The following is a 26,678-nucleotide window of genomic DNA, read 5'->3' on the forward strand; positions in this document are numbered from 1 at the left end:
TTTTATTCTCCTGAAAATTCACGCGCAGTCTGGGCAACTACGTCTGTTTCTAGCATGGTACGAATCTGGCGGATTGTACTATAAACAGCCTTGGCATCGCTTGAGCCATGAGTCTTGACAACCGGTGCCTTGACACCAAACAAGACTGCTCCACCAACATCTGAGTAGTTGAGCTGTTTTTTCAAACCTCTGAGGCTGTCCTTGAGAAGGAGGGCGCCTAGTTTCGCTCGAAGACCTCCACCTGTAATAGCGGTCTTGAGTAAGCCCATGATTCCCATAGCTGTTCCTTCAATGGATTTGAGCACAGCGTTTCCCGTGAAACCATCTGCCACAACAACATCTGCAACGCCATTCATCAAATCACGCGATTCCACGTTTCCGATAAAGTTTAAACTTTCATCAGCTGCTAGTAATTCGTAAGTTTCCTTACGAAGCGGATCGCCCTTGCTACTCTCTGTTCCGTTATTGAGCAAGCCAACACGTGGTTGCGCAATGCCACGAACATTTTTAGCATAGAAAGAACCTAGAACCGCATATTGATGGAGGTGCTGGGCTGTATTTTCCGCATTAGCACCAAGGTCTAGCATGTCAAAACCTCTCCCATCTACAGTCGGCAATGTTGACATAAGCCCAGGACGGTCGATGTTCTTGATACGACCCACGATGAAAAATCCTGCTGCTAGTAAAGCACCTGTATTCCCAGCCGAAAGAACAGCGTCTGCTTCACCCTCTTTGACAGCCTTGGCTGCCAATACCATACTGGCATTTTTCTTCTTCCGAATAGCTCTAGTAGGTTCATCGTCTGAATCAATCTTTTCATCTGTATGGATAATGCTAACACGCTCTGTCGCTGTCAGATATTGCTTGATTTTGCTTTCATCTCCGTAGAGTTGAACCTCAATATCTGAAAAGTCAGCCAGGGCTTGATTGACACCCTCAACGATGGCCTGAGGTGCATAATCTCCCCCCATGGCATCTACTGCGATTTTTTTCATTTGTTTTCCTCTTTTAGTAATTGACCCCAGTCTGCTAGGGAATCAATAAATTTCTTTGATTTTAGGTGAATCCCAACGTACTCTTCGTAGAGTTGATCCATAAACTTTCGCAAGTCTTGCTTGATTTCAGGCTTAAGCGAAATGGTCTCCAAGGTCTCAAAATCAATGGCTTGAAATTGATTAAGCAGATAAGGTATATTGGGATTTAGATGGCAACGTCTCTCATCCTCATGATAATGCTCTGGACAAAGGCAGGCTCCATATTTGAAAGAAAAGTCAAAAGCCTGACCAACCCGATGACAAAAGACACACTCATTAAAATTGAGGCTGATTCCAAATCGAGTCAAGATTTGAATTTCAAAAATATTGGTCAAAACCTGATAATCCAAGCCAGCTTCCATCAACTCCAAAGTCTTTTGCAAAAAAGCAAATAAGGGAGCATCCTGCTGATTGTCCTGCAAACTCGCATCTGCAAGAGCTGCTACATAGGTCGCATAGGCCATGACAAAGAGATCACTATTAATCTTAGGAAAGGTCATCACCTCATGATAGTCCTCGATGTAGCTGAGTCCGTCATCATTAATTCGCAAGAGAAATCGTGCCAACACCAAGGGCTGAATAACAGGAGCTAGCTTAGACTGACCAGCGTGTTTGACGAAAAACATGCGCTTGCCAGCCTGCTCTGTAAAAATCTTGACTAGCTTGTCATCCTCACGAAAATTGCGATTGTAGAGCACCAAGCCTTGACTCGTGATAGACTGAATCATGCTTCTCTCATGTACTCCTCAAGTCGTTTCATGGCTTCTTTGATCGTCTCCATGCTGGCTGCATAAGATAGGCGAACATATCCTTCCCCGTAACGTCCAAAGGCTGCACCAGGGATAAAGGCAACAGCCTTCTTCTGGGCAAAATCCTTCAGAAAAGCAAAGGAATCTTGATTGTAGCCCGCTGGAATCTTAGCAAAGATATAGAAGGCACCGTCTGGTTTGATAATCTCAAAACCAAGAGCAGTCATTTTCTCGATAATATAATCTCGACGCTGGATGTATTCCTTCTTCATAGGCTCCGCATCGTTTTTACCAGCTGTAAGGGCTTCTACCGCAGCATGTTGCGCCATGGTATTTGCGGCAGTCACCAAGTACTGGTGACTCTTGATCAACTGGGCTGTAAAGGCTGCAGGAGCGAAAATCAGACCCAAACGCCAACCCGTCATAGCATGCGACTTCGATAAACCATTGATAATAATTGCCTGATCTCTCAACATAGTTCCCAGAGATACATGGGCTTCCCCTGTATAGGTCAATTCTGAGTAAACCTCATCACAGACAACAAAAATTTCGTACTTGCGTAAAACAGCTGCCAAGTCTTCCAACTGCTCCCGACTATAGGTAATTCCTGTCGGGTTGGCTGGATAGTTGAGAATAACCGCCTTGAGCTTGTCACCCTGCTCCAAAATAGCCTTTTCCAACATCTCAGGAGTCAAGACAAAACCATTTTCAGTCGTGTCAATCTCGACAATCTCTGCCCCAACCAGATTGACAATCGGTTCATAACCTGGATAGGCAGGAGCTGGCAAGAGCACCTTATCTCCCTCTTCCAAAATAGCTGTCAAAGTGGCAGATAAAGCCTCTGTCGCCCCAATTGTAACCAAGATTTCATTTTCAGGAGCATAGTCCAGTTGGTACTTTTCCTTAACAAAATCACTGGCCGCCTGACGTAAGGTCAGCAGACCACTCATCCCTGTATAGTAGGATTGGTTCTGGTCAATCGCCCGCTTGGCCGCCTCCTTAACATGATCTGGCGTTGTAAAATCAGGTTCCCCCAAGGTCAAACGCAAGACCCCAGGAATCTCCGAAATAGCCTGGTCAAACTGACGAATCAACGAAACTTGAATCTTATCTAACTGTTTATTAAAGCGCTTAGTTAAGTCCATAGATACCTCCTACTGTCAAAACGTATCTCTATTATACTACAAAAGCCCCCCGACCGCAAAAATACATGATAGAATAACGCTAGCATAACAAATTGAAGTATTTAAAATGAATTTATTGCAACTCTACTAACGGACTTAGTTTGGATTAGATAAGCGCGACAAAAAATACCAGAGGTGGAGCTCTAGTATCTTTGTTTTTTGCCAAGACTTCGTTACAGTTCTTGTAAGATTATTATCACATGATTAGCACTACTTGTCAAATAATTGTTAGCTCCACTTTCTATTTTACTTTTCCTGTTTACAGGTCTATAATGGTAACAGATTCTATTTGGAGGTTTTTATGTCATTTCTATCAAAAAATGGAGCAGGCATCTTGGCCTGCCTTCTCATTTCCATCCTATCTTGGTACTTAGGAGGATTCTTCCCTGTGATTGGCGCGCCCGTTTTTGCAATCTTTATGGGAATGCTTCTCCATCCCTTTCTCTCATCCTATAAACAACTGAATGCGGGATTGACCTTTAGTTCCAAGAAATTGCTCCAGTATGCCGTTATCTTGCTTGGTTTTGGTCTCAATATCTCGCAAGTCTTCGCAGTTGGGCAATCTTCGCTCCCTGTCATCCTGTCCACTATCTCAATAGCCTTGATTGTTGCCTACCTTTTCCAGCGTTTCTTTGCACTGGATACAAAACTGGCTACCTTGATTGGGGTGGGGTCTTCCATCTGTGGGGGCTCTGCCATTGCTGCAACAGCGCCCGTTATCCATGCCAAGGAAAAAGAAGTCGCCCAAGCCATCTCCGTTATCTTTTTCTTCAATGTCCTGGCTGCACTTATCTTTCCAACGCTAGGTACCTGGCTTCATCTATCCAATGAAGGCTTCGCCCTCTTTGCAGGAACTGCGGTCAATGATACTTCCTCTGTAACGGCTACCGCCAGCGCCTGGGACAGTCTCTACCAGACTAATACCCTCGAATCCGCAACCATTGTCAAACTCACACGCACCCTAGCTATCATCCCCATCACTCTCTTTCTCTCCTACTGGCAAAGTCGTGAACAAAAAAATAAGCAAGGATTGCAACTGAAAAAAGTCTTCCCACTTTTTATCCTTTACTTTATCCTTGCCTCTCTCCTAACCACCCTACTGACCTCTCTTGGTGTGTCTAGTAGTTTCTTTACTCCTCTCAAACAACTCTCCAAATTCCTCATTATCATGGCCATGAGTGCTATCGGTCTCAAAACAAATCTGGTAGCTATGGTCAAATCCAGCGGAAAATCCATTGTCCTCGGAGCCATCTGCTGGATTGCCATCATCCTTACCAGTCTTGGTATGCAGACCCTTATCGGCATTTTCTAACACAAAAGGTAGCCCATCAGCTACCTTTTTCTTATGCTTCCTCAATCAAGCGAGTATGTTCTCTCTTGATGCAACGATTCATTACAATGTCATCGCATCCACCAGCACGCAAGATTTCTTCCGCCTCTAGACTTTCAAGTCCTAGTTGTGCCCAAAAAATCTTAGCATCAGCCTTGAGAAAATCACGCGCCACATCAGGCAGAAACTCACTGCGACGGTAAACATTGACAATATCTACAGGAAAAGGAATCTCAGCTAGGCTAGCATAAGCCTTTTCACCCAAGATTTCGCCACCTGCCGCCTTGGGATTGACTGGGATGATTTTATAACCCCGAGCCTGCATTTCCTTAGTTACTCGATTGCTCGTTGTTTCCTCACGGTCTGACAGGCCCACCACAGCAAGGGTTTTACTCGTTGCTAGATACTGACGAATCACGCCATCACTTGGATTGATAAATTCTTGACTCATAGAAATCCTCCTTTTTCATCAGTATAGCACATTTTGAAAAGGCTTGCAGATTTTGACTACAAAAAAGGAGGACTAGCCCCCTTTTTATTTAGCCTCGTACCAGGTTACCCCTTCATTTTCATCTGCAATCAGAGGAACACTGAGTTGAATGGCTTCTTCCATGGTTTGTTTGACCAATTTTTTCATCTCGGCCAGTTCCGATTTCGGAACTTCAAGGACGATTTCATCATGCACTTGTAACAACATCTTGGTCTGATAACCACCTGCAACCAAGGCCTTATCCAACTGAATCATAGCAATCTTGAGAATATCTGCCGCCGAACCCTGAATAGGAGAGTTGATAGCAGTCCGCTCCGCAAAACCACGAATATTAAAGTTACGCGAATTGATATCTGGTAACTCACGACGACGCTTGAAGAGAGTCTCTACATAGCCCTTATCACGCGCTTCACGCACCACTTCATCCATGTAGTTTTTAATACCTGGGAAGCGTTCAAAGTAGGTATCAATGTAGGCTTTGGCCTCCTTACGGCTGATGCCCAAATTATTAGACAAACCAAAATCTGAAATCCCGTAAACCACTCCAAAGTTAACCGCCTTGGCATTACGACGGTCATTTGCAGTCACATCCTCGGGACGCTCAATGCCAAAGACACGCATGGCTGTCGAAGTATGGATATCTGCCCCCTCTTGGAAAGCCTTAATCAAGTGCTCATCCTTAGAAATATGTGCCAAAACGCGCAATTCAATCTGTGAGTAGTCCGAACTAAGCAGTACACTATCCTCCCACTCAGGCACAAAAGCCTTACGAATGAGACGACCTTGTTCCAAGCGAACAGGGATATTTTGCAAGTTTGGATCCACACTAGACAGACGTCCAGTCTGGGTCAAATCCTGAACATAGCGAGTATGAATCTTGCCATCCGCCAAAATCCAGTCCTGCAAGCCAATCACATAAGTAGATTGAATCTTGGCAATCTGACGGTAGTCGAGAATTTTCTTAACAATTGGCGCAATAGGAGCCAAGCGTTCCAAGACATCCACCGCAGTCGAGTATCCAGTTTTGGTTTTCTTAGTGTATTCTAGAGGTAGCCCCAATTTTTCAAAGAGAAGCACTCCCAACTGCTTAGGCGAATTGATATTAAACTCCTCACCAGCCAGTTCGTAAATCTCCTGAGTGAGTTTTTCAATGACAAGCTCATTTTCAGCCTGCATCTCAAGCAAGGTCTCTTTCTTGACCGTAATACCAGCAATTTCCATCTTGGCAAGGACAAAAGCCAGAGGTTGCTCCATATCATAAAGAAGCTCTAATTGCCCATTTTCGCTGAGTTTTTCAAGCAAAACAGGTTCTGTTTCGACCAAAACAGCAAGTTTACGCGCCAAATGCTCCAAGAATTTCTCGCGTTCAGGAATGGCCTTCTTGACTCCCTTACCATAGAAAGTCTCATCATCAACCAAATAAGTCTGACCATAAAGACTAGCAATAGTCGCAATTTCATTGTCCTCCACAGTCGAAAGGAGGTATTTAGCCAAACGGCTGTCAAAAGCAGGCGCTTGCAAATCCACACCAAAGCGATTCAAGAGAACTTTAGCCTTCTTAAAATCATAAACTCTCAGAGGTGTTTTTTCTAAAAAGTCCTTGAAAATCGGGTCTTGCAACAGCTCAAGCTTGTCTGTAGCATAAAGTTTATCCCCACAAGACCAGGCAAAACCAACCAAATCATCCGTATGGTAATTCTCACCAAAAAGCTCAAAATGGAAGATAGATTCTTCACTCAGCATATCTTGACTGACTTGCTCAACAATAGTAAAGTCCAAACTCTCAGCCACATCAGCTGACGACACATTTAAAGCCTGCTTGAGCTGTTTGAAGCCCATCTCATCGTAGAATTTTCCAAGATTTTCCACATCTGGACCGCTATAGACTAAATCCTTCAAACCAATCTCAATCGGTGCCTTGGTATCAATGGTCGCCAGTGTTTTTGACAAAAAGGCCTGTTCCTTATCATTGATGAGATTTTCCTTCATCTTAGAAACCTTCATCCCATCGATATTCTCATAAATCCCCTCGAGTGAGCCATGCTCCAGCAAGAGCTTGATACCCGTCTTTTCACCGATTTTAGTTACCCCAGGAATATTATCCGACTTATCACCCATGAGCGCCTTGAGATCGATAAACTGAGTCGGTGTAATCCCCATCTTTTCCATAAGATATTCTGGCGTAAAAGCCTCAAACTCAGCCACACCTTTCTTGGAAATCTCAACCACCGTATGCTCATCCGTCAGCTGAATCAAATCCTTGTCCCCACTGACAATGGTAATATCAAAACCATCCTGCTCTGCTAGTTTATCCAGTGTCCCAATGATGTCATCCGCCTCATACTGAGCCAACTCATAATGACGAATCCCCATATGATCCAGCAACTCACGAATGAAGGGAAATTGCTCACGAAACTCATCAGGAGTCTTAGCTCGACCACCCTTATAGTCCGCATACATCTCTGTCCGGAAGGTCGTCTTTCCCGCATCAAAAGCCACCAAAATATGACTCGGCTCAACCCGCTCCAACAAATGGCTCAACATCAACTGAAAGCCATAAATCGCATTGGTATGCAAGCCAGCCGCATTCTTAAAACGGTCCAACTGTTGATAGAGGGCAAAAAACGCCCGAAAAGCAACAGAAGACCCATCAATCAATAATAATTTTTTCTTATCCATACACCCATTATAAAGGAAAGCACCAAAAAATACCATTGGGAAGAGCCATACCCAATATTTTTCACACTTTTTCCGAATAAATAGATAGAGCCAGAGAATCCAGTAAACCTAGATTTAAAACTGTGGTATAATGAAAGGAGAAAGAGTATGACTGTACGTCATCCGGGCATCAGCCCAACCAATGATTTGGTTGCTAAGAAAATCTTTAGCAATCCAGAAATCACTTGTCAATTTATCCGCGATATGCTGGATTTACCAGCAAAAAATGTGACGATTTTGGAGGGAAGTAACATTCACGTCTTGCCTTCCCTGCCGTACTCAGCGCAGGATTTCTATACCAGTATAGATGTTTTGGCAGAGTTAGACAATGGCACGCAGGTTATTATCGAAATCCAAGTGCATCATCAGAATTTTTTCATTAATCGTTTGTGGGCTTACTTATGCAGTCAGGTCAATCAAAATCTCGAAAAAATTCGTCAACGAGAAGGTGATACACATCAAAGTTACAAACACATCGCCCCCGTTTATGCCATTGCAATCGTGAATAGCAATTATTTCCAAGATGACTTGGCTTTCCATAGCTTTAGTATGCGCGAGGACACGACAGGTGAGGCTTTAACAATTACAAACAATAGACAAGAAAACCATCTAGTCAAGATGGCATTCTTGGAATTAAAAAAATACAGAGAAACCAGCAAAGACGAGGTTCGCAAACCCTGGTTGGAGTTTTTTGGGAATAAACCCTTTACCCAACAACCCGAGCGAGTCATCAGTCAAGCAGACCAACTGCTAGACTACAAGAGCTGGTCCGAGGAGGACAGGAAAATGTTTAGTGAACAGCGTAGACGCGAAGAACAAGCCTTGTTAGCACAGGACTATGCCTTGGAAACAGCTAGGGCAGAAGGTCTTGAACAAGGTCTAGAGCGTGGGAAAGTTGAAGGAAGAGTCTTTGCTTTCTTAGATATGGTTCGCCAAGGTCTTCTGACTTCCGAGGTTGCTAGTGAACAATTGGGCATGACTGTCGCTGAGTTTGAGGCCTTGTTGTAAGTTTATAAACATAAAAGTGAACAAAACTGAAACATCATTTTGTTCACTTTTTTCTTATTTTCAACAGAACTCTCACTATAGCCCATATCACAAAAAGAGAAGGTCACAAATCCTTCTCTTTTATATCTTTGACTAATTAGTTTTTGCGTTTCACAAATGGAAGGGCACCAAGGAGCAATCCAAGGAAACCTAATGATGCAACTGCAGCATTATCTTTACCACCAGTGTTTGGAAGTTCTTGTTTATCTTCTGCTTTTGCAGCTGGAGCCTGATAAGTATTATCTTGGCTAGTACCTGCTACAGTTGGTGCAACTGCAGGAGTTGCTGGTGTTTCAGCTGTTGATGCAGATGGAGCATCTGTTCCAGGAGATGGTGTAGATGGTGCTGCTGGTGTTGCAGGGTTTTCAGGAGATGGTGTAGATGGTGTGGTTGCATCTGGTGTAGCAGATGGTCTATTAATAATGTAACGATCACCAGGGTAATCTCCACCATTTCTACCTGACTGTTGTTCTATTTGAGGTCCCTTATTATAATTTCCATCTACTTTTCTGTAGTAGTTAGTAATAATACCATCTTCATCAATAAATTTCACAAAAGTATAACCTGCAATTGGTTTACCTTTGAAATCACCTTTTTCAGCTTCCAGAATATCAGCATTAGTATCAATATCAATATAACGAGTAACTATTAATTGATCTTTTTTTACGCTTTCAGCTTTATTATTAATTAAAGTATTTAATGCATCTTCTAAATCTGCTAAACGATCTTTTAGTCCTTCTTTATAGTAGTCTTCAACGCCTTCGTTTTCTTCAGCATCTTTAAGTTGCTCACTTACTTTAGCAATTTCATCTGAGATTTTCTTGATTTCAGGGTTGTTAGCACCAAATTCTGGAACATTATTTACAGGAGCATCTTCAGCATTTACTCCACCATTAAACTCTGGAAGTTCTGGTTGTACAAGAGCATCACCATTTGAAGATTCAGGTTTAGCCGGTTCTGCTGGTTTAGTATTATCTTTATTTAATTTTTCATACTCTTTTTCAGCATCATCAGCTAATTTATTTTCAGCATCTCTTCCTTCTTCTCCAGTAGGAGTATCAACTTCTTCGTTTAGTTTTTTGTCCTCTTCTTTAGGTTGTTCAGCTGGTTTTTCAGCTTCCTTAGCCTTAGCAGCTTCTATATCTTTAAGAGTTTTGTTGTACTCATCAGTAAGTGTATCGATGGCATCTTTGTATGCTTTAACAACTTCATCAACTTTGTCAAATTCAGCTTTTGCTTTATCAGCATCATCTTTTGCTTTATCTGCAGCCGCCTGAAGTTTATTCACAGCATCTTGTAATCCATCTTGGATAGCTTTATCAGCTTGGTTTTTCTTAGCTGTTTCAAGAGCAGCTTTTGCTTTTTCTAAAGTTTCATTTTGTTTGTTTAATGCAGCAGTTTTTTCTTCTACTGCTTTAGCCTTTTCTTCAGCATCAGCTTTGTCTTTATCAGCTACTTTAGTTAATTTTTCAATCTTTTCAGCTAAATCATCAGCTTTATCTTGCAATTTTTCTGATTCTGTCTTAGCATCTTCTTTAGCTTTATCTGCTTTATTGATTTCGTCGATTTTCTTAGCTTCTTCAGCGTCTAATTTTTTAGTTTCGTCAACTTTTTCAGGATCTTTATTTCTTGTGTTATAATCATTTTCTAATTCTTTAAGAACATCTCCTGCAGTCAAGTCACCTTTTTCAACCGCTTCTAAGATAGCTTCTTTACCTAATGCTTTTTTAGCTTCTTCTTTATTCGTAATCTTAGAATCAGCATCGATGTCTTTTTCTAATTGATCTAAAGCAGCTTTAAGAGCTTCTAAGTTATCTTTTTCTTCTTTTTTAAGTTCTTCAACTTTAGCTTTAGCTTTTTCAGCTTCTTCTTTAGCTTTAGCTAATTCAGCTTCTGCGTCAGATTTAGCTTTGTCTGCTGTAGTTTTTGCAGCTTCAGCAGCTGTTACATCTTCAGCTTCTTTTGTAGCTTTAGCTGTAGCTTCGTCTACTTTTGTTTTAGCTTCGTCTGCTTTTTTCTGCAATTCAGCAACTTTAGCATCAGCTTCTTTTTTAGCTTCAGCAGCTTTTTCAGCTTCTGTTTTTTCAGCTGGTTTAGCTGGTTCTTCTTCAGCTGGTTTAGCTGGTTCGTTAGCTTCTTTTTCTTTAGCAGCTTTTACTTCATCAAGAGCTTTATTATACTCATCAGTCAGTTTGTTTAATTCTTCAGCAACAACTTGAGTATTTGCAGCAGCTTCATCAAATGCATTTTGTGCAGCATCACGCTCTTTTTCGATACCTTTAACAGCTTTTTCTAGTGGTGCTGTGATATCTTCTCCAAATCCATTATCTGTAGCTGATTTAAGAGCTTCTTTAGCTTCTTTTAACGTATCTTCTTGTTTTTTAAGAGCTTCAGCTTTTTTATCTTCTTCAGCTTTTAATGCGTCAGCATCTTTTTTAAGAGCATCTACGCTTTCACCTAAATCATCAGCTTTATCTTGAGCTTTTTCTGATGCAGGACGAGCAGCATCAGCTTTTTCAGCTTCATCGATTTTAGCTTTTAAATCTTCTGGAAGAGCTGATGTTTTTCCTTCTGTTACTGGAGAAGCTCCAGCATCAGCAGTAGCAGCTTGGTCTTTATTTCTTAATTTTTTCTCTGTTTCTTTATTAGCTTCAGCTTTTTTATCATCATCTGCTAATTCTTTAAGAATATCACCAGCTTTTAAATCACCAGCTTCTACAGCTTTTAATAAATCTTCTTTTGCTTTTTTGTCAAGCAATTCGTTATCAGGAAGTTGTTTCAAAGCTTCAGTTAAAGCATCTTTAGAATCAGCTTCTTCTTTCTTAGCGTCTTCTTCTTTTTTAGCTTCTTCTTTAGCTTTAGCGTCAGCTTCAGCAGCTTTTTCTTTAGCTGCAGCTAATTCATCATCAGCAGTTTTTTTAGCTTTTTCAGCTTCAGTTTTAACAGCGTTAGCGTCAGCAGCTTCTTTTTTCACTGCTTCTAGTTTAGCAGCTGCCTCATCAGCTGCAGTAGTTGTTGTATCTACTTTTGCTTGAGCTTCAGTAACTTTAGCTTCAACAGCTTTAGCGTCAGCTTCAGCTTTTTTAATTTCTGGACTTGTAACTTCTGATTTAGAAGTGTCAGTAGCTCCAGTTTCGGCAGGCTGAGTCGCTGCTGGTTGTTCTGTAGTCTCAGCATTTTCAGCAGGTTTAGTTGTGCTATCTGAATTTGTTGCTGACGTATCAGGTGTTCCAGCTGGTTGCGCTGTATTAGTAGCTGTGTTAGTAGCAGTATTAGTATCATCAGCTTTCACGACTGACGGCTGAGATGCAGCTAAAGCCGCTCCCAAAACAGCAACACTAGCTAAGCTAGTTAAAATCATTTTCTTTTTATCCATTTTAAAAGCCCCTTTTTTTGGAATTATATACAGTTCTATTATATCCTTTCCTAGCAGTATAAGCAAGCAATATGAATAGAAAATATCTTTTTTACGAGAAAAAGAGAAGGCGATAAATCCTTCTCTTTTATATGTTAGACTAATTAGTTTTTGCGTTTCACAAATGGAAGAGCACCAAGGAGTAATCCAAGGAATCCTAGTGCAGCAACTGCAGGATTATCTTTACCACCAGTGTTTGGAAGTTCTTGTTTATCTTCAGCTTTCGCAGCTGGTGCTTGGTAAGTATTGTCTTGGCTAGTTCCTGCTACAGTTGGTGCAACTGCAGGAGTTGCTGGTGTTTCAGCTGTTGGTGCAGATGGAGCATCTGTTCCAGGAGCTGGTGTAGATGGGGCAGCAGGGGTAGCTGGTGTTGCAGGAGTTGCAGGAGCTGGCGTAGATGGGGCAGATGGTCTATTAATAATATAACGATCACCTGGATATTCTCCACCATTTGCCTGATGACCTGAGTTGCTGTTTCCTGAATTAGAAGCAGTTGCCTTATAGGTATGTCTTAAAATACCATCTTTCGTATATGAAATTCCAGTATAAGTGTATCCAGGGATATCTTTAGGTGCATGTGTACCTAATTCACCTTCTGCAATTGGGTTTTCTCCTGTTTCGTCAAAGAAACCAGTTACTGGACCTTCGTATGGGTTAACTTCATTTACCAATGGTTTTACACCATTTAAAGCAATATCAAGTTCTTCTTCTAATGCTTTAGTATCTTTTCCAGCAGCTTTATCTGTTGCAATTTGACGACGTAGTACACGAATTTCTTCAGCTTCACGGTCTGCTACATATGAATAATAATCTTCATCTGCTTGTTCTAATGCAGCTTTAGCTTCTTCTGCTTCTTTTTCTGCTTGTTTTAATGTTTCTTCTGCTTCTTTTAATGCTGCTTCAGCTTTTTCTAAATCAGCTCTTGCTGCTTCTCTATATTGATCAGCTTGTTCGCCATCAGCATCTGCATAGCTTGCTAATTCTTTTTCAAATTTTGCTTTAGCTTCTTTTGCAGCAGCTAATTCGTCTTGAGCTGCTTTTACATTTTCTTTAGCTGATTCAACAGCTGCTTTAGCTTCTTCTCTGTTGTTTTCTGCTTCTTTTTCATCATGTTTAGCTGCAGCTAATCTTTCTTCTGCATCTTTAACATCTGTTTTTTCTTCGTCTAAACGTTTGTTGATTTTATCTTGAGCTTCAGCGTCAATTCCACCGTTTAATGGTTTAACTTCTGTAACTTCACCAGATTCGTTAAGTTTTAATTCAGCACCTGGAGCTGCTGTTTTTTCAACATCTTGAGGGGCATATTTTTTCCCATATTTTTCAGCTTCTGCTTCATCTGATTCTGTTTTGCTTGCTTCTGCTAAATCTTTCAATACATCTTCAGGTGTGATTTGTTTTTCATCAATAGCTTTTAATAAATCTTCTTTACCAATAGCTGCTTTAGCTTCTAAAATCGCTGCTTCTTTATCAGTAATTTTATCATTTTTATTAATAGCTTCTTCAGCCTGTTTTTCTAAATCTGTGAAGTACTCAGCTACATCTTCTTTAGTTACAGCAGTTGCAGTTGCATCCGCTTCTGTAGCTGGTTGAGTTGAAGTAGCAGCTGCATTAGCATCTTCTGCAGCTTTCACAACTGATGGGTTTGAAGCAAGGAAACCTGCTCCCAAAACGGCAACACTAGCCAAGCTAGCAGTGAGAAGTTTTTTCTTATCCATAAAGTATTTACCACCTTTAATATCTTTTTAGTGTAATTTTATCATTTTCTTTCGGAAAAATCAAACGTTAACCTATTTTCTAATAAAAAATAAGAGGAAATTCCTCTTATTTCTTCATAATTCGTATTAAACCCATTCACCATTAGCATTGACAGTATAACCATTGATAGTTGTACTTACTGCCAAAGCTCCTGATGAGTATGAATAATACCATTTGCCGCCTACTTGATACCAACCAGTCTTCATGGCACCAGAAGCATCAAGATAATACCATGTACCGTCTTGGTTTAGCCAACCTGTTTTCATAGCGCCTGAACTATTGAGGTAATACCAAGTTCCACCTTGGTTCAACCAACCTGTTTGCATAGCACCTGAGCCGTCTAGATAGTACCACACTCCATCAACTTTTTTCCAACCTGTTTGCATGACACCAGACGCATCTAGATAGTACCAAGAACCATCTTTGACCCAACCAGTCTTCATGTTATCTTCCGCATCATAATAGTACCAATTTCCATCGATTTTGTTCCAGCCTGGCTTGCTACTAGTATGATCCGCTAAACGATAAGTCACACCATCAATCGTGATAGAACCTGTTTTACGTTCACCTTCTGGAGTAAGGTAATGATAAGCACCATCACTATCTTTTACGAGACCAACTTTTCGTTCGCCATCATTTGTAATATAGTACCATTTCTTATTTGCATCTTGAACGAGACCTGTTTTACGGCTACCGTCTGCCAATAAATAATACCACTTCTTATCAATCTGTTGAAGACCTGTTTGTTGAATCCCCTCTTTAACGTAGTAAATCTTCTCACCTTTTGCAATGATAGTAGTTGGTTTAGAACCATCATCGGTAATATAGTAATCCTTACCACCTTCATTGACCCAACCAGACTTCATCGCACCATTTTCTTCAAAATAGTAGCGTTTATCTTTGAGTTCGAGGATGCCTGTTTTCATGACTCCTTTGTCATCAAAATAATAGATTTTCCCATCAACTTTTTGCCAGCCTGTAGCTAAATTATTATTAATATAAAGTTGAGGTTTACCATTAACAGTCAACCATTTATACTCATTTTTCTGATTATTTGAATTAGTATCAGAAAAATCTACATGATCTGTATTATTTCTACCAGTACTATTTGTATTAACATATGTGTTATCGTTTGAAGCTGGAGGAGTTGCACCTGCCTTTAATGCAAATTCATGAACCCAAATACCTCCATCTGAATAACTTTTTACATAAGTAAATTCTGGAAATTCTCCTGGTTCACCTGAATATTTTTCAGCATATTTGAAGGTTAATGGGAGATTAGATTTATCTCTATATCTCCATTGTGTACTACGAAAGTTTTCTGGATTAGGATTTTCTGTCGTATTTTGACTAGCGTAAACTGTTAGTTCATCTGAAATTGAAGCTAATAAAGTACTAGCTCCAAGTAATGTTACCCCTGCAGCACCTACCGCTAAAATATGTTTTACTTTCATCTTTTTTACCTCTTTATCACTTATTCCGTGTATAATGTCACACCCACTCACCATTAGCATTTACAGTATAGCCATTAATGGTTGTATTTACCGCAAGAGCTCCTGAGTTATAGGCATAATACCACTTACCACCTGTCTGAAACCAACCAGTCACCATTGCTCCAGAGCTATTTAGATAGTACCATTTACCATCTACTTTTGCCCATCCTGTAGCCATAGCGCCATCAGAGTAGAGGTAGTACCACTTACCACCTTGGTTCAACCAACCAGTCTGCATAGAACCAGCACTATTGAGATAATACCATTTACCAGAGACCAATTTCCAGCCAGTTTGCATACTACCATCTTCTGATAGGTAATACCAGCTGCCATCATTGACCCAGCCAGTTTTCTTCATACCATCTTGATCAAAGAAATACCACTTATCAGAGATGTGTTGCCAACCTGTACGTTTCTCTTCCACTTTCACAACATCAGTAACGCTATCGTCTTTTACAAACCAATGTTTTCGAACATCTTGATCAATCTTTGTTTCTACAAAACGATAGCCTTTAAAAGATCCGTGTTCAACTTCTTCAGCCTTTTTTACAGCAGTAGCAGGAAGAAATGCTTTTAATTCTCTACTAGTACCATCTGATTCCATGACCAACCAAGAAGTACCCTTAACTGTATCTTTAAATGGTTTTACAATATCAGGCTTTACAGAAATTCCATCAACTTTATCACCCGAAATCGTCACTGTTGGCTTAAAGTAATGTTTTAGAACAGTTCCTTCAATTTTAGACCCATCCCATTTATAACCTGAAATACTTCCAGGAGATGATGTCTCAGGTTTTGATGAATCATAAGTTTGAGCATCTTTTAAAATCTTCTCTTTACCATCTTCCTGTTTTGTAACCCAGACAACTGTCTTATAAATACCTGTTTCCGAAGCTTTTACTTCAGTGGTTCTTGCACTAACAAGAGTAGCACCTGCCAAGGTCACACCTAATAAAACTTTCAACATTTTTGATTTCATTGGAAACCTCCTATTATTTTTATCCATTATAATACTTATACAACATTAATGCAAGAAAAAACAGGGAAAAATCTCCCTGTTTTATATTTTACTTATTAAGATTATACCCATTCACCGTTTGCGTTTACATTGTAACCGTCAACAGTTGTGTTTACTGAAAGAGCACCTGAAGCATCAACATGGTACCATTTACCAGCAACTTCAAACCATTGGTTAGCTTTCATAGCACCTGAGTTTTCAAGGTAGTACCATTTGCCACCGTCTTGCAACCAACCAGTTTGCATTTGACCTGAACCGTTTAGGTAGTACCAAGTGTTGCCATCTTTAACCCACCATTTTTGCATTACGCCTTCAGCGTTAAAGAAGTACCATTTACCGTCAACTTGTTTCCAACCTTTAACAGCTGCAGCATTTTCGAAGTATTTCCATCCTTCTTTTGTCTCAGCCCAGCCATATTGAGCAGCTGTAGTTGCGTTACCAATTTGTGCTGCACGATCATCAAGTTTGTATGGCAATACAATACGACCGTTTGTGTACAATGAACCAGCATATTCGTTACCAGCTTCAACAGTAAATTCACCAACAAGTTCTACCGCTTCTTTAAAGTCAGTAGCTGTTTTAGCAACACGATACTGAATCACTTCACCAGCTTTGAAAACTGTTGGAAGTTCTGCGTCACCTGATTGGTCAGTTTTAGCAGTGAAGTATTCCGGTTTTTTCTCACCTGAAGCAGGTTTCAAGAAGAAGTCAACTTCTACGTTTGGAACTGGACGTCCACCACCATCAACAACAGTTACACGAACATGACGGTCAAATCCATGTGCTTTATCGCGGTCGTAACGGATATATTTAGATCCGATAGCAAATCCGTAACCAAAACGGTTGTTTGGATTATCTTTTTGTCCAGTTACATTAACTTTAGGACTTCCATCTGGGTTGTAACCACCAAATGAATCTGCTGAAGTAGCTGAAACAGATTGTACAGCACCAAATGCTGCAAGAGCGACTGCGCTTGTCAATAAAACTTTTTTCATCGTTTTATCTCCTTTGTTTTTCTTATAATATTTTTCGTAAGACTATCTTACTACCATACAGTATATAAATATTTGCAGGATTTGTCAAGGGTTTTCTTTAAGTTTTTAAAGTTTTTACAATTTTTCAACAAAAAAGATGAAAAAATCTCTTTGTGAGATTGAATACGCTTCAAATATTCTATTTTTAAGTGAAAATCTCACAAATTTACCATCCTTGAGTCAAATCATTCATATCTAAGTAATATAGACAGTTGGATAGAACTCACTTCTGTAGTATTATCCTATAACCCCTTCCAAATGTCAAGTAAAAATGACAAGTTTTTTGATAAGAACTTGCCATTACACCAACTTTCTACTATTTAAAATGTGACCTCATAGCAAGGCCTCAAACTCAGCAACGGTCATGCCTAACTGCTGGCTGGCAACCTCGGAAGTCAGAAGATCTTGGCGAACCATATCTAAGAAGGCAAAGAGTTTTCCGCGCTCCAGTCCCTGTTCAAGACCTTCTTCTCGCCCCTTTTCAATCCCCTCAGCTCTACCACGTTCAAGACCACGCTCTAAACCCTGTTCAATCCCTTCTGCCCTAGCAGTTTCCAAGGCATAGTCATGAGCGAGTAAGGCTTGTTCTTCACGTCTGCGTTGTTCACTAAACATTTTCCTGTCCTCCTCGGACCAGCTCTTGTAGTCTAGCAGTTGGTCTGCCTGGCTAATGGCTCGCTCGGGTTGTTGGGTAAAGGGTTTGTTCCCGAAAAACTCCAACCACGGTTTGCGAACCTCGTCTTTGCTGGTTTCTCTATATTTTTTTAATTCCAAGAAAGCCATCTTAACCAGATGGTTTTCTTGTCCATTAGTTGTGATGGTTAAGACTTCACCTGTCGTATCCTCACGCATACTAAAGCTATGAAAAGCTAAATCATCTGAGAAGTAATTACTGTCCACAATAGCGATAGCATATACCGGTGCGATGTGTTTATAACTCTGGTGGGTGTCACCTTCACGTTGACGAATTTTTTCGAGATTTTGATTAACCTGACTGCACAGGTAAGCCCACAAACGATTAATGAAAAAATTCTGATGATGCACCTGAATTTCAATGATTACTTGAGTGCCATTGTCCAACTCTGCCAAGACGTCTATACTAGTATAGAAATCCTGCGCCGAGTACGGCAGGGAAGGCAAGACGTGAATATTGCTTCCCTCCAAAATCGTCACATTTTTTGCAGGTAAGTCCAGCATATCGCGAATAAATTGACAAGTAATTTCTGGATTGCTAAAGATTTTCTTAGCAACCAAGTCATTGGTCGGGCTAATGTCCGGATGTCTGAGAATCATATTTCCTCTCCTTTCATTATAGCACATTTTAAAATCTAGGTTTACTAGATTCACTGCTACTATCTATTTATTCGGAAAAGAGATGAAAAAACCTGAGAATCATCTCAGGCTTGATCATTAAATCTTTTTCTCAATACTGAAAAGTGGAGAAAGTGGGCGTTTTTCATGGATACGTACAATAGCATCTCCTAGGAGATGAGCTATTGAAATCTGCTCAATCTTATCAATCAAACGCTCTTCTGGCAGATAGATGGTATCCAAAACAACCAATTTCTTAATAGCTGAATTTTGGATATTGTCCATAGCAGGACCAGAAAGAACTGGGTGCGTACAGCTTGCATAGACCTCAACAGCACCAGCTTCCGCAAGGGCATCTGCCGCGTGACAAATCGTTCCAGCAGTATCAATCATATCATCAATCAAGATACAAGTCTTGCCTTCGACCTTACCGATGATGTTCATGACTTCACTGGTATTCATCTTATCAACGCTACGACGTTTGTCAATGATGGCGATAGATGTTTTCAAAAATTCTGCCAACTTACGAGCACGAGTCACCCCTCCATGGTCTGGGCTGACAACCACATAGTCAGAACCAACCATGCCACGACGCTCAAAATAATCCGCAATCAGAGGAGCTCCCATCAAATGATCCACAGGAATATCAAAGAACCCTTGAATCTGCGCAGCATGCAAGTCGATGGTCAATAAACGATCCACTCCAGCTACTTCAAGCATATTTGCGACAAGTTTTGAAGTGATTGGCTCACGCGCTCTCGCCTTTCTATCCTGACGTGCATACCCATAGTAAGGCATGACAACATTGACAGATTCTGCACTAGCACGCTTCAAAGCATCCACCATAATCAAAATTTCAAGCAGATTGTCATTTACAGGCGAGCTAGTTGATTGTAGGATAAAGACGTGTTTCCCACGGATTGATTCTTCGATGTTGACCTGAATCTCTCCATCTGAAAATTGGCGAACACTTGATTTCCCCAACTCTATCCCAATCTCCTGCGCTACACGTTTTGCCAATTCTTGATTAGAAGAAAGGGCAAACAGCTTTAAATCAGAAAAAGACATGATTTCCTCCGGTATATATGTATCGCTTGTGCTTTTCACAAGATTTTTCCATTTACCATTGTAGCGCTTTTTGCACTATTTTTCAATCAAAAATAAAAGAAGGGCAGCATATTTGTACCCTTGCATCATTCTTTTAAAAAATATTCTAGTTCATCAACTCATTGTGCTTCTCAACAAAACGATAAGCCTGATAAAAACCATAGAGAGTAATAGCCGTAACCACTGGAATCGCTAAAGGCAACTCTGTCTCCAATTCAACAAAAGGAGAGTTAAACAAGAAATGAGTTCCCAAGGCTAAACCTAGGAAAATAAGCCCCTGTTTCTTGCCAACCTTTTGTCCTTTATAGGCTCTGTAAAGCAAGTAAACACCTACTACAGCCAAACCTGAAAAAGTCCAGTGAGAGGCAATTCCTGAGATGATACGCTCTAAAATTCTCGAAATAGTAAAGTCAAAGCCCTCTGGCAAATCCGTACGAATATAGCCAATATCCTCAATCATTTGAAATCCCAAACCAGAAGCAATTCCAAGTAAAAACAAAGATTTTAATTTTCGCACAGGAACCAAAGCTAAAACAAAAACAAGTGGCAATAATTTCAAGGGTTCTTCTACCAAAGGAGCCACAATAGCACTTTCAAAGGCATTTAAAAAGGCACTATCTGGGAAAAGAACGCCCAGTAAATCATGGATATAAGTATTCGCAAAGCTAGACAACCAGCCTGAAAGGAACATCCCACCCAATAAAGACAAAATCAAGGCGTTCTTTGGCAATTCCCATTTTTTCCCAATACGGAAAAGGAAATAAAGAGCCGGAATCATGTAAAAGAGAGCTAGAAAGATAGAAACTCCCATGAGTCCATATTCCGCACCTGACATCGAACCATCCGTATAGTAGATGGTTTCATACTGTAAACCAATACATAGCAATAAAATAAAAATAAATAAAATACTGTTTTTCTTCATACACTTTCTTTCTAAATGAATTTTTTACAATTCCACAACTGTCATACTTCCTGTATCTACATCATAAATGGCACCAGAGATAATGACATCGTCTGGTATTAGAGGAGACTCGATAAGGAGTTTCATATCCTCACGCACACTCTCCTCTATATCTTGGAAAGGCAAAAAATCCTGGTCTGACACATCGACACCTAATTCCTCTTTCAGATACTCCTGAAAAGGACCATTTTCAAAGGTCTGGGCACCACAGTCTGTATGGTGCAGCACCACAATCTCTCTTGTCCCCATTTGTTGCTGGGAAATAACTAGCGAACGAATCATGTCCTCAGTCACTCGACCACCTGCATTCCGCAAGATATGAGCATCCCCAAGTGCCAAACCTAAAGCTTGCGCAACGTGCAAACGTGAATCCATGCAGGTCACAATAGCTACTCTTGTTTTGGGTTTAAGTGGCAGATTTAACTGCCCATGTAGGGCAACATAAGCCTGATTGGCTTGCATAAACTGTTCAAAATACGACACGATTCCCTCCTTGAAAATTTGATAGTCAAATATTTCTCCTATCTTATCATTTTTAAGAGGATTTGTCACGGATTATGCAAAGACCTTTTTCAAAACCTCCTGAATCGTTGTCACTCCAATGACCTGAATTTCCTTAGGCGGAGTGATTCCTGTCAAGGAATTTTTCGGTACATAAATCTTAGTAAAGCCCAGTTTAGCAGCTTCATTGATACGTTGCTCGATACGATTCACGCGGCGAATCTCTCCAGTCAAGCCTAACTCTCCTACAAAACATTCCTGAGGATTGGTTGGCTTGTCTTTGTAGCTCGAAGCAATGGCAACTGCAACAGCCAAGTCAATGGCAGGTTCATCCAATTTGACACCACCAGCAGATTTGAGATAGGCATCTTGATTTTGCAAGAGAAGTCCTGCCCGCTTTTCCAAAACAGCCATAATCAGACTCGCACGATTAAAATCAAGCCCTGTCGTTGTACGTTTGGCATTTCCAAACATGGTCGGTGTCACCAAAGCCTGAACCTCCGCCAAAATCGGACGCGTCCCTTCCATGGTCACAACGATTGACGAGCCAGTAGCCCCATCCAAACGCTCCTCTAGGAAAACTTGACTCGGATTGAGCACCTCAACCAATCCCCCCGACTGCATCTCAAAAATCCCAATCTCATTGGTGGAGCCAAACCGGTTTTTGACCGCTCTCAAAATACGAAAGGTATGGTGGCGCTCCCCTTCAAAGTAAAGCACCGTATCCACCATATGCTCCAACATACGTGGACCAGCCAAGGTACCTTCCTTGGTCACATGACCTACGATAAAGATAGCAATATTATTTGTCTTAGCCAGCTGCATGAGTTCAGCCGTCACCTCACGCACCTGAGAAACAGACCCCTGCACCCCTGAAATCTCAGGAGACATAATGGTCTGGATAGAGTCAATAATAAGGAAATCTGGCTGGATTCTCTCAACCTCAGCTCGAACACTCTGCATATTGGTCTCGGCATAGAGATAAAACTCACTATCGATATCTCCCAAGCGCTCTGCTCGCAGCTTGATTTGCTGGGCAGATTCCTCTCCACTGACGTATAGAACAGTCCCCACTTGAGACAGCTGGGTTGATACTTGTAAGAGAAGGGTTGATTTCCCAATCCCAGGATCCCCGCCGATAAGAACGAGACTTCCCGGTACCACTCCGCCTCCAAGTACACGGTTAAATTCCTCCATCTCCGTCTTGGTTCGATTAACATTGATGGAAGTCACCTCAGCCAGTTTCATAGGCTTGGTTTTTTCACCTGTCAAGGACACACGCGCATTCTTGACCTCAGCAACCTCAACCTCTTCTACAAAAGAAGACCAAGACCCACAGTTAGGGCAACGCCCCAGATATTTAGGGGAATTATACCCACAATTTTGACATACAAATGTCGCTTTTTTCTTTGCGATGATAAACCTCTTTCTATATCTCTAACTCACACTCAATCACTTGGCAAAAATCAATTTTCTCATTTGGCACAAACTGGCGCATGAGCATTCGATGAGCAACAACTACCACAGTCTGATGTTCTCGATACTTAGACATACATTCTAGAAAACGAGACTTCATTTCCGTAGCTGTCTCATATTGAATAGGACTATTAGGAAGTAACTCCCCCTTATTTTCTAGAAACATAGTACGAGCTTTTTCAAAATTATCTGTGCCACTTTCATAGACCTGCCATTCATGTAATAAAGGCTCCACTTTCAAAGGAAGTCCTGTAGCACAAACCACATAAGAAGCCGTTTCTAAAGCTCTTGTGACTGCCGAAGATATGATTATTTCAGCTGAAGGGAGTAAAGAATTGTTACTCAATTTCTGGGCTTGCTGCCGCCCCTTATCAGACAAGGGTGCCAAATCTATCCCAAATCCCGTATAAGAACGCTTCTCTAACTCACGGTAATCTGGCTTTCCATGACGTACAAAGATAATTTTCATCCTAGTGCCCAGTCGATCCAAATCCACCTGTTCGAACGCCATCAGCCGCATCTCCATCTGCAATTAAGAAAGGAGCAAAGACAGCCTGAACCACACGTTCCCCAACTTCAAGAACAACCTCTTGATCTGTAATATTCTTCATCTGAGCAAAAATATGCCCTTCATTCCCAGGATTTCCATAATAATCCCCATCAATGACCCCAACCGAGTTAATCAAGACCAAGCCCTTCTTACGAGGATTTGAAGAGCGATCATAGAGATATAGAACCTCAGTCGGCTGCATATAAGCCTTAACCCCTGTCGGAACCAAGACAATCTCTCCTGGAGCAATAACTGTGCGCACAGCAACCTTTAAGTCGTAACCAGCCGCATGCGCTGTCTCACGCTTGGGTAATAAATTTTCATCTGTAAAACTCGAAACCAATTCAAAACCACGAATTTTCATAATTTTCTCTTTTCTATTATCATTTATTCTAGATTATTCTATCTTATTTATTCGGAAAAAGCACGAAAAAAAGAGCACACAATTCAAATCGCTTAGGGCTGCTGGATTCCTCCCCTGACCCGCTTCACGCAGAACTGTTGCTCCACTATTTATTATATCACATTCCTATTCATTTTAAAAGAAAAATTATTTTTTCCGTCTATTTCTAAAAAAGTCCTGCATAATAGCTGCGCATTCATCTTCCAAAATTCCCGTTTCAACCTCTACACGATGGTTGAGACGCTCATCTGTCAAAATATCGTACAAACTCCCAGCAGCGCCAAATTTCTGGTTTTTAGCCCCATAGACCACGTTTGGAATACGGGCAAGCCCAATCGCCCCACTACACATGACACAAGGCTCAATGGTCACAAAAAGCGTGCAATCCAGCAAGCGCCAACTCTCCTCACTCAAGTTCGCATTCTCTATAGCCATAATCTCCGCATGCATAACCGCTCGCTGCAATTCCTCACGTGCATTATGCCCACGACCAATGATTTCCCTATCTTTGACAATCACACAACCAATTGGAATTTCATCGTGTTCAAGAGCAATCTCAGCTTCTCTCAAAGCTTCCCTCATAAAGACTTCTTTTTCTTCAACTGTATAATTCATCAATTTCCCTTTTACTACTTATCGATTTTATTATTATATCATGAATCCCAAGACAAAAAAAGCCACCGAATGCGGTGACTTTATAGGGAGATTATTATGAAAAAGAAAAGTTTAGGATATTTGTTACAACAAGTTAGGAGGTCTTCTTGTAACTGTCTATAGTATACCCGACCTATCTTAAACAAATCTTAAAAATCTCTTAGGACCAAACACTTTCTAAAATATTTGTTTGTTCACGACCAGGACCTACTGAGAAAGTAGAAATACGAACGCCAACCAATTCACTCACACGACGAACGTAGTTACGCGCATTCTCAGGAAGATCTTCCAAATTACGAACTCCGGTAATATCTTCTGACCAACCTGGCAACTCTTCATAGATAGGCTTGCAACGTTTCAATTGCTCAAGACTAGCTGGATAGTAGTCAATACGTTGACCATCAAGATCATAAGCCACACAGATTTTCACAGTATCCAAACCACTCAAAACATCGATAGAGTTCAATGAAAGGTTCGTAATACCAGAAACACGGCGGCTATGACGCATCACAACTGAGTCAAACCAACCCACACGACGTGGACGACCAGTTGTTGTACCATATTCATGACCCACTTCACGGATACGTTCTCCCACTTCATCAAACAACTCAGTTGGGAATGGACCGTCTCCTACACGACTCGTATAAGCCTTACATACACCTACAACCTTGTCAATCTTACTTGGACCAACACCTGAACCAATCGTAACACCACCAGCCACAGGGTTTGATGACGTAACAAATGGATAGGTCCCTTGGTCAATATCTAGCATAACACCTTGTGCACCTTCAAAAAGCACACGTTTACCGTTATCAAGTGCATCATTCAAAATGACAGATGTATCGGTCACATATTTCTTGATTTGTTGACCATATTCGTAATATTCTTCAAAAATATCATCGAAAGCAATCGCTTTACTATCATACAATTTTTCAAAGAGACGATTCTTTTCAGCAAGGTTACGTTCTAAACGCTCACGGAAAATGTCTTTATCCAAAAGATCTGCGATACGAATTCCCACACGAGCAGCCTTGTCCATATAAGCTGGACCAATTCCCTTAATTGTAGTACCAATCTTATTGTCACCCTTAGCCTCTTCTTGCAAGCGATCCAACTCGATATGGTATGGCAAAATAACATGCGCACGATCAGAAATACGCAAATTATCAGTTGTCACACCCTCCTCATGAAGATAGCTCAACTCTTTCACAAGAGATTTAGGATTTACAACCATACCGTTCCCGATAACAGAGATTTTTTCAGGGAAGAAAATCCCAGATGGAATCAAGTGCAACTTAAACTTCTTACCATCAATCACAATCGTGTGACCAGCATTATCACCACCTTGGTAACGTGCAATCACTTCTGCATTCGCTGAAAGGAAGTCTGTAATCTTCCCTTTACCTTCATCACCCCATTGGGTACCTACAACAACAACTGAAGTCATAATCTTGTCTGAGCCCTCAGGCTCTTCCTTTCTCACATACATGGCAGGAATCTCACCCGCAATTATATCTTACAATTTATTATAAGAAAAAATCGCCTTTTTATCAAGAAGAAACAATAGAAAGATTTGCTATTTCCAACTATTAAAAAATATTTTAGAAAAATTAACAGCTATTTATCATAATTGTTCCGTAAATGAGTAAATTAGTTCGGGAATTCACTCGTGCTGCCTCAACAAGAAATAAAACCTCGATTCATTATCATCTTTTCAAGATACAAACGATAAGCAACACGATAATGGTAAACGATAAAATCCCTACGACACCCAATGCCATATCGAACTAAATAATAAATCAAAAATTTAAAATGAAAATGTTCCCATTCCCAACTATCACCAAAGAAAGTAGCATACTCTTCTTCGATACTGTTATAGAAATCTGTCATCTGATCATAAATACTTTGTAGCATAAATATATACTCCTTTTCTTTTTATGACCTTATTCTAACAAAAAATTATAAACAGATATTATCAATTCCTGAATTGCTCAAATACCAACCTCAAAAAGATAACAAATAGGAAAAGTTGACAGAATAGGAACAAATATACTACCTAAATTTCAAAAACTAAGATAATGGAAGCGGAAGGATGCGAACCCCTCGAAGGATCATATTTACAGTCCGCAACGTTTAGCCTCTTCGCTACCCTCAATTAAAGTACTAAAAAGATCTCCTTGATCGAAAACGGAGGGCTCTGAAACTTTACTCAGCAAAAATATCTAACACCAAATAACACTAAATAGATTATTAATTACAAAAAAAGAGGCCTAAACCTCTTTTTTCTTAACTACTCCGCCAGTAGGACTCGAACCTACGACATCATGATTAACAGTCATGCGCTACTACCAACTGAGCTATGGCGGATTAAAGCTAAGCGACTTCCATATCTCACAGGGGGCAACCCCCAACTACTTCCGGCGTTCTAGGGCTTAACTTCTGTGTTCG

At 40.7% G+C, this 26,678-nt stretch carries 21 protein-coding genes, 1 tRNA gene, 1 other RNA gene and 1 pseudogene; 2 read left to right on the plus strand and 22 right to left on the minus strand.

The features are described from left to right. Positions 1–2: 2 nt before the first annotated feature. Genes plsX through N8M16_RS05660 form a run of 3 tightly spaced genes read right to left on the minus strand, consistent with a single transcriptional unit; the run spans position 3 to position 2,928 of the window. Positions 3–995, minus strand: coding sequence for a phosphate acyltransferase PlsX (gene plsX, locus N8M16_RS05650; RefSeq protein ID WP_261069789.1), 993 nt, complete (start codon positions 993–995; stop codon positions 3–5). Further along, complete coding sequence (recO, locus tag N8M16_RS05655; protein ID WP_153210159.1) at positions 992–1,762, minus strand: DNA repair protein RecO; 771 nt, start codon at positions 1,760–1,762, stop codon at positions 992–994. Before recO ends, plsX begins: the two co-directional genes overlap by 4 nt. Then, positions 1,759–2,928 carry a pyridoxal phosphate-dependent aminotransferase gene (locus N8M16_RS05660; RefSeq protein WP_049499073.1) on the minus strand — a complete coding sequence of 390 codons (1,170 nt, stop codon included), beginning with the start codon at positions 2,926–2,928 and terminating at the stop codon, positions 1,759–1,761. The genes recO and N8M16_RS05660 overlap by 4 nt, the downstream gene beginning before the upstream one ends. A 340-nt stretch (positions 2,929–3,268) precedes the next feature. Between N8M16_RS05660 and N8M16_RS05665 the strand changes: the two genes are divergently transcribed. Continuing rightward, positions 3,269–4,279: a YeiH family protein gene (locus N8M16_RS05665; RefSeq protein WP_214614932.1), complete on the plus strand. Its 1,011-nt coding sequence runs from the start codon at positions 3,269–3,271 to the stop codon at positions 4,277–4,279. Positions 4,280–4,310: 31 nt separating this feature from the next. Here N8M16_RS05665 and N8M16_RS05670 read toward each other — a convergent pair whose 3' ends face one another. Further along, positions 4,311–4,748, minus strand: coding sequence for a CoA-binding protein (locus N8M16_RS05670; protein WP_000076477.1), 438 nt, complete (start codon positions 4,746–4,748; stop codon positions 4,311–4,313). A gap of 84 nt (positions 4,749–4,832) precedes the next feature. Continuing rightward, a complete protein-coding gene (gene polA / locus N8M16_RS05675) occupies positions 4,833–7,466 on the minus strand; it encodes a DNA polymerase I (RefSeq protein WP_261069790.1) in 2,634 nt (877 codons plus the stop codon). A gap of 147 nt (positions 7,467–7,613) precedes the next feature. Between polA and N8M16_RS05680 the strand changes: the two genes are divergently transcribed. Next, positions 7,614–8,513: an Rpn family recombination-promoting nuclease/putative transposase gene (locus N8M16_RS05680; RefSeq protein ID WP_261069791.1), complete on the plus strand. Its 900-nt coding sequence runs from the start codon at positions 7,614–7,616 to the stop codon at positions 8,511–8,513. Between the two features lie 136 nt (positions 8,514–8,649). Here N8M16_RS05680 and N8M16_RS05685 read toward each other — a convergent pair whose 3' ends face one another. The 17 genes and pseudogenes from N8M16_RS05685 to N8M16_RS05770 all read right to left on the minus strand — a co-directional run bounded on the left by N8M16_RS05685 (position 8,650) and on the right by N8M16_RS05770 (position 26,597). After that, a complete protein-coding gene (locus tag N8M16_RS05685; RefSeq protein WP_261069792.1) occupies positions 8,650–11,928 on the minus strand; it encodes an SIALI-17 repeat-containing surface protein in 3,279 nt (1,092 codons plus the stop codon). A 143-nt stretch (positions 11,929–12,071) separates the two neighbouring features. Then, complete coding sequence (locus N8M16_RS05690; protein WP_261069793.1) at positions 12,072–13,682, minus strand: LPXTG cell wall anchor domain-containing protein; 1,611 nt, start codon at positions 13,680–13,682, stop codon at positions 12,072–12,074. A 126-nt stretch (positions 13,683–13,808) separates the two neighbouring features. Beyond that, positions 13,809–15,176 (minus strand): N-acetylmuramoyl-L-alanine amidase family protein, encoded by a 1,368-nt coding sequence (locus N8M16_RS10250; protein ID WP_053090827.1) that lies wholly within the window; start codon positions 15,174–15,176, stop codon positions 13,809–13,811. A 37-nt stretch (positions 15,177–15,213) separates the two neighbouring features. After that, positions 15,214–15,624: pseudogene (locus tag N8M16_RS05705) on the minus strand (hypothetical protein); the annotation flags it as partial. Between the two features lie 671 nt (positions 15,625–16,295). Further along, positions 16,296–17,228 (minus strand): Ig-like domain-containing protein, encoded by a 933-nt coding sequence (locus N8M16_RS10275; protein WP_419991722.1) that lies wholly within the window; start codon positions 17,226–17,228, stop codon positions 16,296–16,298. Between the two features lie 372 nt (positions 17,229–17,600). Beyond that, positions 17,601–18,560, minus strand: coding sequence for an Rpn family recombination-promoting nuclease/putative transposase (locus N8M16_RS05715; protein WP_261069794.1), 960 nt, complete (start codon positions 18,558–18,560; stop codon positions 17,601–17,603). 117 nt (positions 18,561–18,677) lie between these two features. Continuing rightward, complete coding sequence (locus N8M16_RS05720; protein ID WP_000010168.1) at positions 18,678–19,646, minus strand: ribose-phosphate diphosphokinase; 969 nt, start codon at positions 19,644–19,646, stop codon at positions 18,678–18,680. Positions 19,647–19,791: 145 nt separating this feature from the next. Beyond that, positions 19,792–20,607: a PrsW family intramembrane metalloprotease gene (locus N8M16_RS05725; protein WP_261069795.1), complete on the minus strand. Its 816-nt coding sequence runs from the start codon at positions 20,605–20,607 to the stop codon at positions 19,792–19,794. Positions 20,608–20,631: 24 nt separating this feature from the next. After that, positions 20,632–21,129, minus strand: a complete 498-nt coding sequence (locus N8M16_RS05730; RefSeq protein WP_125386783.1) for a beta-class carbonic anhydrase — start codon at positions 21,127–21,129, stop codon at positions 20,632–20,634. A gap of 72 nt (positions 21,130–21,201) precedes the next feature. Continuing rightward, positions 21,202–22,563 carry a DNA repair protein RadA gene (gene radA, locus N8M16_RS05735; protein WP_077804517.1) on the minus strand — a complete coding sequence of 454 codons (1,362 nt, stop codon included), beginning with the start codon at positions 22,561–22,563 and terminating at the stop codon, positions 21,202–21,204. A gap of 13 nt (positions 22,564–22,576) precedes the next feature. Next, on the minus strand, positions 22,577–23,134 hold the full coding sequence (locus N8M16_RS05740) for a histidine phosphatase family protein (RefSeq protein ID WP_023948302.1): 558 nt from the start codon (positions 23,132–23,134) through the stop codon (positions 22,577–22,579). Next, positions 23,094–23,537: a dUTP diphosphatase gene (locus N8M16_RS05745; RefSeq protein ID WP_000701987.1), complete on the minus strand. Its 444-nt coding sequence runs from the start codon at positions 23,535–23,537 to the stop codon at positions 23,094–23,096. The genes N8M16_RS05740 and N8M16_RS05745 overlap by 41 nt, the downstream gene beginning before the upstream one ends. A gap of 56 nt (positions 23,538–23,593) precedes the next feature. Next, an RNA gene (ffs, locus tag N8M16_RS05750) (signal recognition particle sRNA small type) lies at positions 23,594–23,691 on the minus strand. A 32-nt stretch (positions 23,692–23,723) separates the two neighbouring features. Then, positions 23,724–24,191 (minus strand): tRNA adenosine(34) deaminase TadA, encoded by a 468-nt coding sequence (gene tadA / locus N8M16_RS05755; protein WP_049544020.1) that lies wholly within the window; start codon positions 24,189–24,191, stop codon positions 23,724–23,726. Positions 24,192–24,390: 199 nt separating this feature from the next. Then, positions 24,391–25,677, minus strand: a complete 1,287-nt coding sequence (locus N8M16_RS05760) for an adenylosuccinate synthase (RefSeq protein WP_001832534.1) — start codon at positions 25,675–25,677, stop codon at positions 24,391–24,393. A 230-nt stretch (positions 25,678–25,907) separates the two neighbouring features. Beyond that, entirely contained in the window at positions 25,908–26,144 is a 237-nt protein-coding gene (gene comW / locus N8M16_RS05765; protein ID WP_049544022.1) for a sigma(X)-activator ComW, read from the minus strand. A 379-nt stretch (positions 26,145–26,523) separates the two neighbouring features. After that, positions 26,524–26,597 (minus strand) — tRNA-Asn (locus N8M16_RS05770). Positions 26,598–26,678 lie beyond the last annotated feature (81 nt).

The sequence above is a fragment of the Streptococcus mitis genome, from assembly GCF_946188375.1.
Taxonomy (GTDB): domain Bacteria; phylum Bacillota; class Bacilli; order Lactobacillales; family Streptococcaceae; genus Streptococcus; species Streptococcus mitis_CX.